Genomic DNA, 15,095 nt, shown 5'->3' with positions numbered 1-15,095 from the left:
CCCGTGACAACAACAGCAACCGCGCCCGAGACGACCGCACCCGCGCGACCTGCATCGCCTTCGATCGGAAGTTGGCTCCGCAACTACGCCATCGCGCCGATCGTGTTGCTTCTCATCATCATCATGTCGTTCGCAGCGCCCAACTTCTTGTCGGTGCGCAACTTCATGAATCTCATCGACCAGAACGCGCCGCTGATGCTCATCGCATTGGGCACCACTTTTGTGATCATCTCGGGAGCGTTCGATCTCTCGACCGGTCAGATCATGTCGATGTCCGGCGTCATCGCGGCGAAGGTGGCGCTCGTTCTTCAGAATCCCGCGTTGGGCTTGATCGTCGGTCTGCTGGTGGGCATTCCCGTGGGCCTGGTCAACGGCTATCTCGTTGGCCGACTGCAGATCAACAGCTTTCTGACGACTCTGGCGACCGGCCTCACCATGGGTGGGATAGCGTTGCTGGTCACCCAGGGCCTGAGCCTGGATCTTTCGAGCAGCAGCAATTTCCGCTGGCTCGGGTCGCACCGCTTCGGTGACGTGCCTGTGTCCGTGATCGTGATCGTGCTCACCTACCTGATCCTCGGATTCCTGCTGTCCCGGACGGTCTTCGGCCGACACCTGTATTCCGTGGGCAGCAATGCGGAAGCCGCTCGGCTCTCCGGTATCGCAACCTCGAGAATCCGCATCGCGGCGTACACCGTGGGTGCGTTGACCGCAGCGCTGGCCGGACTCATCCTGGTCAGTCGCACCGGTGTCGGAAACGTCTACGCCGGGGCCAGCAACCTCACGCTCATGGCCATCGCTGCCGTAGTGATCGGCGGCACCAGCATTCTGGGCGGAAAAGGCGCGCTGTGGCGCACCGTGCTCGGCGTGCTACTCCTCGCCCTGACGCAGAACGCGTTCAACCTCTTGAGCATCCAGCCCTACTGGCAACAGATTGTCTCCGGCCTCATCATTCTGGCGGCAGTCATCCTGAACGCCGGCGCACTCAAACGCTGACGATGATGCGTCAGCAACAGCGCTGACAGAGGTCGACCCGGTCTGCACGCCGCGTATCCCGCGCGGTGTGCAGACCGTTGTCATTTGATCGTTGGGGTGGCGGTAAGAATTCGGCGAGAACACATCCGGGGTTCCCCGACACCGCGCCACGCAGGGTTGCGGCGCTGGTGTGATTCACGTGGTTGCCGACATACGCAACGCATGGGTGTTGACCCCGAGTTGGCTCAATCAGCGCCCGGACCCTCGATGCATTGGTAGTCAGGGGCGCGGTGCTCGCAGCGCGAGTCCGTTTCCCCATCCCCCTTTCAATCCGTGCATGCGGTTTTCCCGCACACGGCTTACCGATGATCTTCTGTGCATGGTTACGCTGCCTTCGGGTAACGGATAGTGCCGCGCAAACGGTGCAGGCCGTGCCCGTTAAACCACTCTTCAGTCCATTGATCGGCTTGACCAGCACGCAGATTGCGGCCCCGCTTCTTGACTTGCAAGCGAAACAACCGCCGCACCACGTAACTGTCGATCTCACGGAACTTCTCGGCAGCGTTACCGGTCCGAAAGTAGTTACCCCAGCCCCGCAGCACCGGATTGAGATCCGCAATCACCACGCGGATATCCGCACCGGCACGATTTCGGCCTGTGCGCGCACGCACCTTGGCCCGCAACCGTGTCATCGCCGTCTGGCTGGGCCATCGATGCAGGTAGTAACGCACAATGCCGCGCTGCTCCCACAACCGACCCGACATGCGCGCCCGGAAATGACAACCCAAAAAATCCAGGCCCTCACGACCGTCACGCAGGTCGACCACCTTCGTCTTGTCCGGATGCAGTCGCAACCCCAACGACGCCAGGATCTCTCCCACCGCCGCCAAAGCATGCTCAGCCTGCGCCGCACTGCGGCACAACACCACACCATCATCGGCGTAGCGCACCAACTCGCCCACCCCACGGGCAGACAACTCGGTGTCGAGCACATGCAGATAAATGTTGGCCAACAACGGGGAGATCACCCCGCCCTGAGGCGTGCCCGCGACCGTCCGCGTCACCTGCCCCTGCACCATCACTCCTGCCTGCAACCACAAACGCAGCAGTTTAAGCACCCGCCGATCCGAGACCCTCCGGCCGACCTCCACCAGCAACCGCTCGTGATCGATCTCGCCGAAATAGTTCGCGATGTCGAACTCCACCACGAACCGATGACCCTCGATGAACCCGGTACGCAACCGTTCCATCGCCCCGGCGGCCGAACGTTTGGGCCGGAAACCATACGAGCACGGCAGAAAATCCGCCTCGAAAATCGGTTCCAACACAATCTTGGCCGCCGCCTGAGCCACCCGATCTCGCACCGTGGGAATCCCCAACGGCCGCACACCACCGTGTGGTTTCGGAATCTCCACCCGACGCGTCGGCGCCGGGCGGTACACACCCTCGCGAAGGTCACGACGCAACTCACGCAGCATGCGGTCCACGCCGTAGTCCTCCACCGCAACCAGGGTCACTCGATCCACCCCGGCCGCACCCTTGTTCTTACGCACTCGTTCCCACGCCTCCCACAGGACGTCACCCCTGTAGACACGGTCATATAGAGCGTGGAAACGCCGACCCTCAGACTGCTTGGCCGCAGCCCATAGCGTCCGTTGCAGTCGTCGCACTTTCACCGGTGAAGCAGCCAACGGCGCCTCATCGGCTACGACAGGCGATGGCCTGTCGGGGAAGTTGGACCAAGTCACCTCGGTCATGCCCTGATGCTTACCCACTCCGTCCGCAGGATCAAAGCTGGGACCCTTCCCTCCCGGCGCGTTATGTTGCACGCCGATCACCGGTACTACGCTCCCATCGGACTCCCGCTGCCCTCCAGAGGATTTCACCATCGGCTTATACCCCTGGTCTTTGCCCGACGAAGGCCAGACAGACGGGTCTCTCCTGTTCCGAACCAGACTGTGTGTGCGTGCCGTCTCCCCTACCCCGGAAGGACCCCCCAGCTGACCCCGGAACAGGGCATGGCGGACATGGCCTTCGCCGTGATATGAGCGGCTCGGCTCCTCCGTTGTATCTGTGACGAGGCTGCAGAGTTCGCTTAACGCTACGGCCCGCACACTTGCTCCCTCCGAAGAGGCTTTCGACACCCCGCTCAGCCCGCCACCTCTCGACGACGAACCGGGGCCTGCTACCCGGCGTTCCGGTACCTACCGGGACGGGACTTCCACCCGCTAGTCCAATCCAGCTTTCAGGACGCACCATCTGGGCAGCTCAGCGCGGCAACAGACTGCGACGCACGGTCCGGACCCATACGGTCCACACTCAACCCGGCGGCTTGGTGTGCCGCCCCCACGGGCGATTTCGCGAGACAACCGCGACACCCCGGAATCGTCTCGTCCCTTCCCCGACTGCGGTGGCCAGGCGTAGTCGTACCGCGGCGTTTGAGATGGCGCTGAGACCCGTCAGTGCGGAACGGACGATCGGCGTGAGGCGGGTATCCGCCGTTGTTGAGTGAGTGTGGCGCCGCGTGTGTGATGGCCTGTCCTCGGCGCCCATGACGCCGGGCGAAGCCACGGACGCCGCGTCGGTCGGGGTCGATCGATGAGAAGACCCAGATCGCCCCAGTTGACAATTGAAACTCGCCCAGGCCGATTCCAGTCCGGGAACCAGCCGGGCTGCGCCGGACATCGGGAGGGAGTAGACGCGGTCTCGCGCAACTCTCCGAGGGCGCATCGATCGCGGAAGCAGACGGTCGAAGAATTGGGCACCGCCGGATCACCGGTCGCGCGGCCGCACAGGGTATCCGGCAGGTCGTGGATGCCGATCGACAAGAGCACCACAGTGGCGTCGAGCCACACCCCCACTACCGACGAGTCACTCGCGGACCGTTGCAGCAGGACACTGACGATCGCCCCGGCATCAATCGGCGCGCGCAGACACCGACCGCAAGCCCCGCCCGAGCGGGACGGGGCTTGCCGGCCCACTGTTTCGGCGCAGCCTCGGACGTGTGCTCATCCGGGAACCGGCGGCGTGCAGTCCGCAGCGCCCAGTTGCTCTCGGCGCCGAATGCGACTACTCGGGAAGGGCTTTGAGGAGAGGCTGCACCTGCCGTGCGGCGATGGTCACGAATTCGTTGATGTCTACGTCGGGGGACGGCTGCAGTACGATTGTGCCGGCACCAGCGTCGATCCATCGCCGTGCAGCGGCCGCCACATCCTCCGGTGAACCGTACGCGGCGAGATCGGCCTCCACATCGAACCCCCAGCTTCGAAGTTCTTCGATCGCCCGATCCTTGGCGTTCGTTCCGAAGGTAGTCTGCAGGTAAGTGATCACATCGTGCGGGGAGGTGTCTGTGCGCTGGGCCCGCCCTTCGTCGATGCTCACCACCGAGTCCCTGATCATCTGCGGTGTGGTCCAACTGGCGAGCACCGTCGCTGTTGCCAGCTCGCCGCTGAGCCGCAGGGTCTTCGGACCAGTCGCAGCGCAGATCAATTCAACTCTCTGCTCGGGCGGCCACGCCAGTTGCACGTCATTGAGCTCGACGTACTTGCCGTGCATGGTGACGCGTTCCCCGTCGAGAAGTGCGCGCAGTGCGGTCAGGTACTCGCGTAGGAGGGTCATCGGGGAGGCCACTTTGGCGCCGATCTGCTGCATCCAGTCCTGCACGCCGTGTCCGACGCCGATGCGCACGCGCCCCGGGTACAGACGGCAGAGTGTTGCGATCTCCATGGCGGTCAGTGCGACATTGCGCATGGGAGCGGGCAGCACTCCGATTGCAACGGTCAAACGGCGACTGTTCGCGAGGGCGACAGCCGCGGCCGAGATGCCCCCGTTCAAGAAGCAATCCTCGAAGATCCAGAGCTCGTCCAGACCGACCTCATCGGCAGTGCGCGCCGCGCCGGGGAGCAGTTCGGGTGTGAATTCCGGACGAAAGACGACGCCCACCGTGGTTTCGCTCATGTGCAGTTCAACCTTCCGAATGTTCTTTCTCTGGGCTGGTGTCTATTCGGTCTCGCGCCGCGCAACGTTGTAGAAGCGGATGTCTTGATACTCCTCGAGCCCTTCGGCGCTGCCTTCGCGGCCCAGACCGGACTGCTTGATGCCGCCGAACGGAGCAGCTGCGTTGGACGGGACACCTTGATTGATCCCGACCAGACCGCTGTGCAGTGCATCTGCGACGTTGAGGGCGCGGTCGAGGGTTTCGGTGAATACGTAGCTCGCCAGTCCGTAGTTGGTGTCGTTGGCGCGCTGTACCACTTCCGCTTGGCTGCGGAATCGCTGAATTGCCGCGATAGGGCCGAAGATCTCGGACTGGGCCACGTCGGCGCTTTGGGGCACGTGGTCGAGCAGCGTTGGCTCGAAAAAGGTTCCGGCGCCGGCTATGGCGCTGCCCCCGGTGCGTAGGTCAGCGCCACGACCGACGGCGTCGTCGACCAATGACTGCATGTTCGCCACGGCCCGGTCATCGATGAGCGGGCCGACGATCACACCATCGGCCAAACCATCGCCAACCTGAGATTCGGCCATCTTCGTGGCGAGACCCTCGACAAAGGCGTCGGCGATACCATCCTGAACGTAGATGCGATTCGCAGCGATGCAGGACTGCCCCCCGTTGCGCATCTTTGCTGCGAAAGCGCCGTTGACAGCGCGCTCGAGATCGGCGTCGTCGAAAATGATCAGTGGCGCGTCCCCGCCGAGTTCCATCGATGAACGCAGCACGTTGTCGGCGGCCAACCGCAGCAACGTCTTTCCGACTCCGGTGGAGCCGGTGAACGACACCTTGCGAACGCGCGGGTCGGCCAGCACCGCCTCACTGAAGGCGGGGGCGTCCGCCGTGGTGATCACCTGGATGAGGTCGACCGGAACCCCTGCCTGGCGGGCTAGTTCGACCACGTAGAAGGTCGTCAGCGGTGTCAGGTTGGCGGGTTTGATCACCACCGGGCAGCCGGCTGCCAACGCCGGGGCGATCTTGCGCGTCGCCATCGCCAGCGGGAAGTTCCACGGTGTGATCAGAACTGCAAGTCCCACCGGGCCACGACGAGTGAGCAGCGTTCCACCACCGGACGGGACTTCGCGCACATTGCCGCCGGGGCGTACCGCCTCCTCGGCATACCACCGGACGAAGTCACTTCCGTAGGTGACCTCGGAGCGGGATTCGGCCAGCGGTTTGCCCATCTCCCGCGTGATCAGCAGCGCCAGTTCATCGGCATGGTCGATGATGAGGTCGTACCAACGGCGAAGAATGTCTGCCCGATCCCGGGGAGTCCGAGCAGCCCACTCGAGGCCGGCAGCATCTGCCGCCGCCACTGCACGTATCGCATCCGCGGCGCCGAAGTCAGGGACTGTGGCGATGGGCTCACCGGATGCCGGATTCGCGACGTCGAACTGCCGATCAGTATCCGGAAGGGTCAGAGCCGCAACGACGGAGTCGGCCGCGGCCGCCGTGCGCGGGTCGGCTGACAGCAGGGACGAAACAGAAGAATCGGTTGTCATGCGCTTTCCTCCTCCGACAGCACCTGCGAGATCGCGTCGACGAACCGGACCAGTTCGCCATCGGTGGTGATGAACGGAGGGCTGATCTGCAACGTGTTGCCCCGGAGCGGCCGCGAGATGAAGCCGATGTCGATCAGCTTGTCCGCCACGGATTCCGCACGCACATCGTCGCTCAATGAGACGCCGCCCAAGAAGCCGCCGACACGCACATCGACGACACTGGAGTGCTTCGCCGAGAGTTGATCCAACTGCGCGCGGAGGAGGGTCTCGAGTTCCGCCGTGCGGGACACCAGACCGTGGCGTTCCAAAATGTCGAGGTTCGCCATCGCCACGGCACATGAGGTGGCGTGGCCTGCATAGGTGGCGCCGTGCCGGAATACGGGTGTTGCATCGTCGTCGACGTAGAACGGCTGCCACACATGCGGTGCCACGATGACACCGCCCAGGGGAGCGTATCCCGAGGTCACGCCTTTCGCGAAGGTGATGAGGTCTGGCTGCAGACCATAGCGTTCCGCGGCGAACATCGACCCTGTCCGCCCGAAACCGGTGATGACCTCATCGAGCATGAACAGTATGTCGTTATCACGGCACAGCTGCTGCACTGTCTGCAGGTATCCGGGTGGGGGCGGATTGACTCCACCGGTGCCCTGAATCGGTTCGGTGACGATCCCCGCGATGTTCTCTGGGCCGATCTCTGCGATGACCGCTTTCAGCGCATCGACGTCGTCGACCGGCACTCGACGGGTTTCCGGCACCAGGGATTCGGTACCGTAACCCTCACGGTTGAACTCGAGGCCAGCAATGCTGGTTCCATAAGCGTGCAAGCCGTGATATGCGAACTCTCGACTCAGGATGACGGACTTGGTGGTCCGACCGGCACGCTGCCAGTGGCGACGGGCCAGCTTGCAGGCCACGTCGATGGCGTCCGAACCGCCGGAGTTCAGGATGAGCTTCGGGTCCGCGATCGGCGACATCGCGGCAAGTCTGTCTGCCAGCGCCAGCGCCTGATCGTTCACGAACCGGGCGAAGATGTGGTAAGTCTCCAGTTTCAGCATCTGGGCGCGCGCGGCGGCGGCAAGATCAGGGTGGCTGTGACCGATGTTGGCGTGCCACAGACCAGCAGTGCCGTCGAAGAGTTTCTGCCCTGCGGCGGTGTAGATGTAGGAACCCTCACCGCGTTCGATGACAAGTTGGCGACCGAGCACCGAGGGGACATGTGCTTGGGCAGGCCACAGCGCCGGGCCATCAAGAATCTTTGTATTCATCAGTACACCAGTGCCTTTCAAAGAAGATGCGGAACGGCGGCGGAGTTCAGGTCGACCCGGCCAGTAGCTGGCCGGCGCGTCAATCCGACCCTGAACACCACGCTATCCAGAGATATAAGTAATGAAAAGCGGCGTTTCAAGACAGGAATATGTAAGCTTTGGTGACATGTCTGCTGGACAATGGATACCCGCTCGTGGCGAGGGAGGTGTGACGTGCTCGATGTGCGAAAGATGGTGCTGCTGCGCGAGGTGCGACTGAGGGGAAGCATCAGCGCCGCAGCCCATTCGCTGTCGTACTCACACTCTGCGGTTTCACAGCAACTGAGCGCGTTGGAGAAGCAGGCCGGAGTTCCGTTGCTGGAAAAGGTCGGTCGAGGTGTCAGGCTCACACCCGCCGCGGAAGACCTGGTTGCACATGCAGACGAAATCGTGGCGATTCTGGAGCGAGCGGAAAGCAACCTGGCAGCGAGTGATCGATCCGTTCGAGGTGTGCTGCGCATCGCCGCGTTCACCACGATCAGCCGGTTGGCAGTGCCCCCCGTCATCGCTCGTCTGCACGACGAGCATCCCGATCTTGATGTGCGATACCGTCAGGTCGAGCCGGAGAACGGGTTGCAGATGTTGTCGGCACGCAGGGTCGACGTGGTGATAGCCGACAGCTACCCCGGAACGTCGGAATCGGTGCCCTCAGAGTTCACTGCGGACCTCTTGCTCCGTGACCCGATTCGCGTGTATCTCCCGGTATCGGTCGAGGCCACGTCGATCGATGACCTGCGCCGCATGCGTTGGGTCTTCGAACCCAGCGGCTCCGAGGCGCACGCCTTCACACGCAGGTTGTGTCAGCAGAGGGGATTCGACCCGGATGTCGCATACGAGTCGCCGGACCTCTTATTTCACCTGCGACTCGTACAGGAAGGTCTGGCCGGCGCATTCTTGCCGGACCTCCTCGTGCGCGACCTGGGGGTGCGTCTCGAATCGACACCGCTCTTCGATGTTCACAATCTGCGTGACATCTCGCTGTTCTGTCGCGCCGGCGCCGAGCGTAGGCCCGCCATTGCTGCGTGTCGGCAGGCATTCGTGGAGCAATTCGACGAAGGGTCGTGACGGCCGATGATGGAATCACGCACCGGCAGCATCAGTTCGGAGAGTTTCGAGAACGCGGCCTCACGGAGTTGCCAAGTGGAACCGGTCGGGTTGCGGCGCGGAGGAGCAGGCCGCAACCCGACCGGGTCGATGGACCGTCACCCGTGGGCGACGAGACGGTTGGTATCAGTGATTGCATGTTGTACTCGTTGACGAACAGTGTCGTGTTGACGTTGGTCGGTAGGATCGCGTTGACGCGGATCCAGTCACGTGCCAGGTCGGCGGCAAGCGATTTCACGTCGTGGTATTGACCGCCGCCGTCATGAACTCAACCGCCTTACTACTTCTCGGTGTGGGCAGGAACTGTCTTCTTCGCTTTGGAAAGGAACTGCTGCATCGCATCTTTCGCTGCGTCGCTGGCGAACAACCGTGCGCTCAGAGTCGTCAGCTCATCGCCCGATCTGTCGAATCGACTCAGGAGATCTGCGACGAGGAGCCGCTTGGTTTCGCGTAGCCCCTGGGGGTGGCCGAGCGAAAGCTGTCGACACACCTTCTCGATCTCCGCGTCGAGTTCCTCGGGGGCGACCGCTCGGGTCACCAGTCCGTACTCGGCGGCCTCACTGCCGGTGAACTTCTCGGCGGTGAGGAACGCGTACTCCGCGTCGCGGGGTCGCATACGGGGCAACAGTGTGAGACTGATGACCGCCGGCGTCAATCCCAACCTGACTTCGGTGAGCGCATAGGACGACGTCGTGGCAGCGATGGCGATGTCGGCGGCGCCGACGATCCCGATGCCACCGGCACGGACGGCGCCGTCGACCCGTACCACCACCGGTTTGTCCAGTTCCAGGATCGCGCGCTGCACGGCGACCATGGTGCGCGGCGCCTCCTCGTCGTCGTTCGAGGAGGCCTCTGAAAGATCGGCTCCCGAGCAGAACACCGGCCCCCGGTGACGGATCAGCACCACCTTGACGTCGGGATCCGCATCGGCGCGCCGTAGCCCGTCGAGGAGTTCACGTAACAGCTGTCGCGACAGGGCGTTGCGGTTGTGCTGGCTGTCCAGGACGAGGCTCAGTACCGCGCCGTCCACCACCGTGTCGACGAGAGCAGCAGGAGCCTCTTCCGGCGCGGACGTCACCGCGAACCCGGTCCCGCGCTCACCGAGCGTCATCGGCTTCGTGGATCCAGTCGGCAAGGATGTCAGCCGAGTCGGCGCCGAGGTGGGGCGCCGGCGACATCGGGATCTTCTCCATCAGCGAGGAGTGCAACGGATTACCCGCCATGCGTGTGGGACCCCAGACCGGGTCGTCCATCGTCACGATCATCCCGCGCTCATGCAGATTGTCGAGCTCGAGGACCTGGTCCATGCTCAGCACCGGACCAGCCGGCACTCCATGTGCAGCAAGCTGTTCGAGCGCCTGCTCGGTCGTCAAATCGTCGATCCAGTCGTGGATGTGCTCTTCGAGTTCGGCGAGGTGCTGATGGCGCAGGACGCCACTGGCGAACTGGGGCAGCTGGGTGATCTCCGGCTTGTTCATCGCGGCGGTGAACCGTTCCCATACCGCTTCGCCGAGCACGGCAACCACGATGTGCCCGTCGCGGGTCGGCAGCGAGCCGAATGGCGCAGCCAGCCCGTGCATCCCGGGAGACGCGTCTTGCTCCAGAGCGCTGCGCATGATGAGCGCCAACTCATTGAAGGCCACCACTCCGTCGAGCATCGAGATGTCGATGCACGCACCCTCGCCGGTCCGTTCGCGGTGGAACAGTGCCTGATAGATCGCGGACTGCAGGTTGGCCGACGCGAAGATGTCCGCCAGCGGGAATCCTGGGTACACCGGGGCCTTGTCGGCCCCTTCGGGGCGATACATCAGACCACCCATGGCCTGCGCGACAACATCCAGCGCGGGCTGATAGGGCATATCACCGGAGTTGAACTCCGGCAGCCCGAACCCGGAGATCGCGCCGTAGATGATCGACGGATTCACCTTCTTGACGTCGTCGTAGGTCAGCCGCAGACCGGCGAGCGCGCTGGGACGAAGATTCTCGATGAAGATGTCGGCCGATTGGAGCAGCTGGTCGAACCGTTCCCGGTCTGCATCGCCCTTCAGGTCGAGCTCGATGCTGCGCTTGTTGCGATTGGCCCGCATGAAAGAGAGGCTGCGGTGATCGCCGTCGCGCTCACGGGAGGGCTGCACCCCACGAGAAGAATCTCCGACGCCGGGGATCTCGACCTTCACAACGTCGGCCCCCGCGTCGGCCAGCCACATCGTGGCCAGCGGCGCGGAGATGAAGTTCTCGACAGTCAGTACCCGAATACCGTTCAGTGGTCCCATCATTCTCTCCATTTCGGTGCGTCGCCGTTCGGCCAGTGCTTGGTCAGTCCGAGTGCTTCGGGGCCGCCGACGTTGCGCCCGAACACGGCGGGACGCCGATCGAGGAAGGACTGGTAGCCCTCTTCGGCGTCAGGGGTCCGGTAGTTCTCTTCGAGGACGGCTTCCTCCCAGTCGAGGGATTCGTCCCAACTCAAATCGATACCGTCGTAGGCGATCCGCTTGGTTGCTGCCACTGCGTCGGGACTGAACTGCGCGATGGTCTCGGCCAACTCGACGGCCGTCGACACTGCCTCCCCCTGCGGGACGACCCGCTGCACGAGTCCGATCTGCAGCGCCTTCTCGGCATTCATGTACTCCGAAGTGAGCAGGCACTCCATCGCGTTCCCGAGTCCGACGAGCCGGACCATCCGGGTGATCACGCTGGCGCCATTGATGACGCCACGCTTGAGACCAGACGGACCCATGACCGCTGTTTCCGACGCGATTCGCAGGTCGCAGGTCAGTGCCAGCGGGAATCCCCCACCGACGCAGTAGCCTTCGATCGCAGCGATGAACGGGACAGACATCCGCCACGGCTTGGGCAGAACCGTCCGCTTGCCACTGCCCTCCGGACCGACGACCTTGCCGACGTAGTCCGGGATGTATCCGCCGGCGCAGAACGACTTGCCGCCGGCACCACTGAGGACGACGACCCGCACGTCCGAACGACGATCGATGTCGTCGTAGATGGCGGCGAGTTCCTTCGCCATCGCCGAGTCGACCGCGTTGCGTTTCTCCGGGTTGTTGATCGTGATGTGACCCACGAAGTCTTTGACCTCGAAGTCGATGCTCGCCATGCTCTCGCCTTCCACAACGGCCGGTGTCGTTCACCAGCGGAGGCGCGGACCGAGAGTCACCGATGGACTCGAACGTGACCGCGGTTACATCCAGTAATCTACTGTAATAAATACATAAGTCAAGCCCGTACGACGACGCCAAGAAGCGACTCCGAGCAAGAAGGCACGCAGGAGGGAACCACTGGATTAAATTCACACAGGTTGCGCACGGCGAGACGCCGCGTCGCAGCGACCCCGCGGCACTGTCCGGCAGCCCTGACCACGGGCCGCCGAAGTGATCCCTATCGGCTATTCAGACAGCCAGGACACCGGATTGTCGACCATCGCCGGAAACTCACGACCAAAGGTCTCGATGCTCTCGTGCATGTGTTTGCTCATGAGCTCCGACGCGAGCGTCTCGTCACCTGCCGCGATCGCCTCGGCAATACCTCGGTGTACATCGACGGTCGACCGCATCACACCCGGGTCGCCGGCGCGGTCACCGTAGACGTCGAAGAGCCCCCCGAGCGAGGTCGTCATCAACGACAGCACCCGGTTGTGCCTACCGCCGATATCAGAAACGAGTTCGTGGAATTCGTGCGCGTAGTGGACAAGCTCGTCGGTCGACCGCGCCTGCTCATGCCTGACCAGATTGGCCTCGAGCGAAGCGAGTTGTTCGTCGGTTCGACGGTGCGCCGCCAGCTGCGCCATCCGTGGCTCCAACACGACGCGCGCCTCGCCGAGCTGGCGGTAGCTCACACCGGCCATATGGAAATGCAGGGTGGCCATACGCGCGAAGTCGCGCGAGGTCAGCTCGGTCAGCTCCGGGCCGCCCTTCGGCCCCGATCGGACGCGGATCAGTCCGTGCACCTCGAGGATGCGCAACGCCTCACGCAAGGTCGTGCGGCTGACACCCTGCTCTTGGGCCATCACGACCTCGGAGGGAAGCCGATCTCCGGGCTGCAGACCCGAGCGCGAGATGTCGGTGACGATCTCGTGCGCCAACTGCTCTGCGAGCTTCATGCCGCGCCGAGGACGTCCGGGGGCCGCAGCCATCGTGCTCCCCTCCGCTCGTAGCTGTGCCTGTTCTTTGACCAATCATTGCACGAGATTTCGCCGGAACGACAGTGCAGAAGCGGTGTGGCCCACAATCCGCTGCCCGAGCGCTCTTGACCACGGAGCGATCGAGAAGTAGCGTTCCCCTATATTTATTACAGTAAATAGGCGAAGGAGCGGCCTGATGGCAGCGGAAGCAACGCGTGGTGGCCTACGAATCGGGAACTTCTCGGGCTTCTACGGCGACAGACACGACAGCATCAGCGAACTGCTCGACGCCGGTGTGGACTACCTGACCGGCGACTACCTCGCCGAACTGACCATGCTGATCCTCCGAAAGAACCAGCGCGCCGGTCGGCCGGCATACGCAGCCGGGTTCGTCGGCCAGTTGCGTTCGGTCCTGCCCCGCATCGCCGACGACGGCGTGAAACTGGTGTGCAACGCCGGTGGCCTCGATCCCCTCGGGTGCGCCGACGCGGTGCGCGAACTCTGCGACGAGTTGGGCGTGAACCTGACCGTCGCCGCGATCACCGGCGACGACGTGCTCGGCGATATCCCCCGCCTGGTCTCCGACGACCCGCAATCGCTGCGCAACATCGACACCGGCACCGATCTACCGGTGGAGCCGGACAGCGTGCTGGCCGCCAACGCCTATCTCGGCGCCTGGCCGATCGCCGCCGCCCTTCGCGGCGGTGCCGACATCGTGATCTGCCCGCGCGTCACCGATGCATCATTGGTGATCGGCCCGGCTGCCCATCACTTCGGATGGAAGGCAGACGACTTCGATCGTCTCGCGGGCGCATTGTGGGCCGGGCATGCCATCGAGTGCGGCGGCCAGGTCACCGGTGGCAACTACTCGTTCTTCTATGAGGAACCGGCGATGGGCATCCCGCCCATGCCGATTGCCGAACTCTTCGACGACGGCACCTCAATCATCACGAAGTCGAAGCCCGACGCCGGGGCGATGACCATCGACACGGTGAAATCCCAACTGCTCTACGAGGTTTCGGGACCGCTGTATCACAATCCTGATGTCATCGGCGATCTGCGCACGGTCCAGCTCGAAGCAGCCGGACCGGACGCCGTCCGGATCTTCGGCGCCACCGGGTATGCACCGACGGACACCGCGAAGCTCTCGGTGTGTTTCGACGGCGGGTACCGCAACTCGATCACCATCGGCCTGACGGGTCTGCGCGTCGATGAGAAGTTGACGTGGCTCGGCGCCCAGATCGACGCCCTCATGCCGAAGATCGACGAGCTCGACAGCTACCGCTGGACAGTGATCGGACCGAAAGATCCCGAACACGGAACCATCGCCGATGCCACCGCATGGCTGGTCATCACCGCCCGGTCGACGAATGCCGCAGCGGTCGGTCGTCGTGCGTTCACCGGCGCCATCACCCAACTCGGCGTGTCCAGCATCCCCGGCTGCTACTTCGCCGGGCCGCCCCAATCAGAACGGAGTGCCGCAGTCCAGTGGCCGTGTCTGATCCACAAACACCGAGTCGAGGCCCGCGTCCATCTGACCGCCGATGACGACGGAGAGCACGTCGACTGGCCTGCGTTCACGTCGGCGACCAAGCCTCCTGCCCTGGCCGCCGAAGATGCCGCCTCGGTTGCCCAGAGCCCGACCGAAGGACTCGTCGAGATCCATCTGAGTGACCACTTCGGCACCCGCTCCGGCGACAAGGCCGGCCTGGCGAACATCGGTGTGTGGGCGCGCGATGCCGAGAGCTTCGAGTGGCTGCGCAGGGAGCTGACCGTGGAGCTGTTCTCCTCGCTCGTTCCCGAGACCGCCGGCATGAAGATCGACCGCCACGTGATGCCCGGCATCCTCGGGATCAACTTCGTGGTGCACGGATGGCTCGAAGACGGCGCCGCATCGAGCACCAACATCGACAACCAAGCGAAGGGGCTCGGCGAGTACCTCGGGTCCCGAATCGTCGTGGTTCCCGCTCGCCTACTCGGTCCGACCGGCGGAAACGCAAACAAGTCCATCGGCCTGGACATCGCCCAGAACGCGGCGGTCACCGGCTGACGGTCGACCGGCGTTCATCCCCACTCATCCAACAGCACGACAA

11 protein-coding genes are annotated in these 15,095 nt (G+C 63.7%); 3 read left to right on the top strand and 8 right to left on the bottom strand.

The genetic code is table 11. From position 1 onward, the window contains the following. Nucleotides 1–3: 3 nt before the first annotated feature. Entirely contained in the window at nt 4–993 is a 990-nt protein-coding gene (locus NWF22_RS14885; RefSeq protein ID WP_160903611.1) for an ABC transporter permease, read from the top strand. 362 nt (nt 994–1,355) lie between these two features. On the opposite strand, the gene ltrA is transcribed toward NWF22_RS14885, so the two are convergent. The 4 genes from ltrA to NWF22_RS14865 form a co-directional block, all read right to left on the bottom strand. Continuing rightward, on the bottom strand, nt 1,356–2,729 hold the full coding sequence (gene ltrA, locus NWF22_RS14880) for a group II intron reverse transcriptase/maturase (RefSeq protein ID WP_202398906.1): 1,374 nt from the start codon (nt 2,727–2,729) through the stop codon (nt 1,356–1,358). Nucleotides 2,730–4,041: 1,312 nt separating this feature from the next. After that, a complete protein-coding gene (locus tag NWF22_RS14875; RefSeq protein WP_160903612.1) occupies nt 4,042–4,929 on the bottom strand; it encodes an LLM class flavin-dependent oxidoreductase in 888 nt (295 codons plus the stop codon). Between the two features lie 42 nt (nt 4,930–4,971). Further along, complete coding sequence (locus tag NWF22_RS14870) at nt 4,972–6,462, bottom strand: NAD-dependent succinate-semialdehyde dehydrogenase (protein ID WP_160903613.1); 1,491 nt, start codon at nt 6,460–6,462, stop codon at nt 4,972–4,974. Then, nucleotides 6,459–7,727, bottom strand: coding sequence for an aminotransferase family protein (locus tag NWF22_RS14865; protein ID WP_160903614.1), 1,269 nt, complete (start codon nt 7,725–7,727; stop codon nt 6,459–6,461). Before NWF22_RS14865 ends, NWF22_RS14870 begins: the two co-directional genes overlap by 4 nt. A 213-nt stretch (nt 7,728–7,940) precedes the next feature. Here NWF22_RS14865 and NWF22_RS14860 point away from each other — a divergent pair, with 213 nt between their 5' ends. Continuing rightward, nucleotides 7,941–8,831 (top strand): LysR family transcriptional regulator, encoded by an 891-nt coding sequence (locus tag NWF22_RS14860; RefSeq protein WP_160903615.1) that lies wholly within the window; start codon nt 7,941–7,943, stop codon nt 8,829–8,831. Between the two features lie 319 nt (nt 8,832–9,150). On the opposite strand, the gene NWF22_RS14855 is transcribed toward NWF22_RS14860, so the two are convergent. The 4 genes from NWF22_RS14855 to NWF22_RS14840 all read right to left on the bottom strand — a co-directional run bounded on the left by NWF22_RS14855 (nt 9,151) and on the right by NWF22_RS14840 (nt 13,014). After that, nucleotides 9,151–9,981, bottom strand: a complete 831-nt coding sequence (locus NWF22_RS14855; RefSeq protein WP_160903616.1) for an enoyl-CoA hydratase family protein — start codon at nt 9,979–9,981, stop codon at nt 9,151–9,153. Next, nucleotides 9,968–11,146, bottom strand: coding sequence for a CaiB/BaiF CoA transferase family protein (locus NWF22_RS14850; protein ID WP_160903617.1), 1,179 nt, complete (start codon nt 11,144–11,146; stop codon nt 9,968–9,970). Before NWF22_RS14850 ends, NWF22_RS14855 begins: the two co-directional genes overlap by 14 nt. After that, nucleotides 11,143–11,979 carry an enoyl-CoA hydratase/isomerase family protein gene (locus NWF22_RS14845; protein WP_160903618.1) on the bottom strand — a complete coding sequence of 279 codons (837 nt, stop codon included), beginning with the start codon at nt 11,977–11,979 and terminating at the stop codon, nt 11,143–11,145. Before NWF22_RS14845 ends, NWF22_RS14850 begins: the two co-directional genes overlap by 4 nt. Nucleotides 11,980–12,267: 288 nt before the next feature. Continuing rightward, nucleotides 12,268–13,014 (bottom strand): FadR/GntR family transcriptional regulator, encoded by a 747-nt coding sequence (locus NWF22_RS14840; protein ID WP_160903619.1) that lies wholly within the window; start codon nt 13,012–13,014, stop codon nt 12,268–12,270. A gap of 184 nt (nt 13,015–13,198) precedes the next feature. Between NWF22_RS14840 and NWF22_RS14835 the strand changes: the two genes are divergently transcribed. Beyond that, complete coding sequence (locus tag NWF22_RS14835; protein WP_160903620.1) at nt 13,199–15,052, top strand: acyclic terpene utilization AtuA family protein; 1,854 nt, start codon at nt 13,199–13,201, stop codon at nt 15,050–15,052. Nucleotides 15,053–15,095 lie beyond the last annotated feature (43 nt).

The sequence above is a fragment of the Gordonia mangrovi genome, from assembly GCF_024734075.1.
GTDB lineage: Bacteria > Actinomycetota > Actinomycetes > Mycobacteriales > Mycobacteriaceae > Gordonia > Gordonia mangrovi.
The sequence above is the reverse complement of the archived record's forward strand: the minus strand, read 5'-3'. Positions and strand labels throughout refer to the sequence as shown.

Coding starts and splice junctions, on each gene's coding strand:
- NWF22_RS14845 (WP_160903618.1), bottom strand. CDS start 11,979: ATGGCGAGCATCGACTTCGAGGTCAAAGACTTCGTGGGTCACATCACG.
- ltrA (WP_202398906.1), bottom strand. CDS start 2,729: ATGACCGAGGTGACTTGGTCCAACTTCCCCGACAGGCCATCGCCTGTC.
- NWF22_RS14835 (WP_160903620.1), top strand. CDS start 13,199: ATGGCAGCGGAAGCAACGCGTGGTGGCCTACGAATCGGGAACTTCTCG.
- NWF22_RS14865 (WP_160903614.1), bottom strand. CDS start 7,727: ATGAATACAAAGATTCTTGATGGCCCGGCGCTGTGGCCTGCCCAAGCA.
- NWF22_RS14870 (WP_160903613.1), bottom strand. CDS start 6,462: ATGACAACCGATTCTTCTGTTTCGTCCCTGCTGTCAGCCGACCCGCGC.
- NWF22_RS14875 (WP_160903612.1), bottom strand. CDS start 4,929: ATGAGCGAAACCACGGTGGGCGTCGTCTTTCGTCCGGAATTCACACCC.
- NWF22_RS14855 (WP_160903616.1), bottom strand. CDS start 9,981: ATGACGCTCGGTGAGCGCGGGACCGGGTTCGCGGTGACGTCCGCGCCG.
- NWF22_RS14840 (WP_160903619.1), bottom strand. CDS start 13,014: ATGGCTGCGGCCCCCGGACGTCCTCGGCGCGGCATGAAGCTCGCAGAG.
- NWF22_RS14850 (WP_160903617.1), bottom strand. CDS start 11,146: ATGATGGGACCACTGAACGGTATTCGGGTACTGACTGTCGAGAACTTC.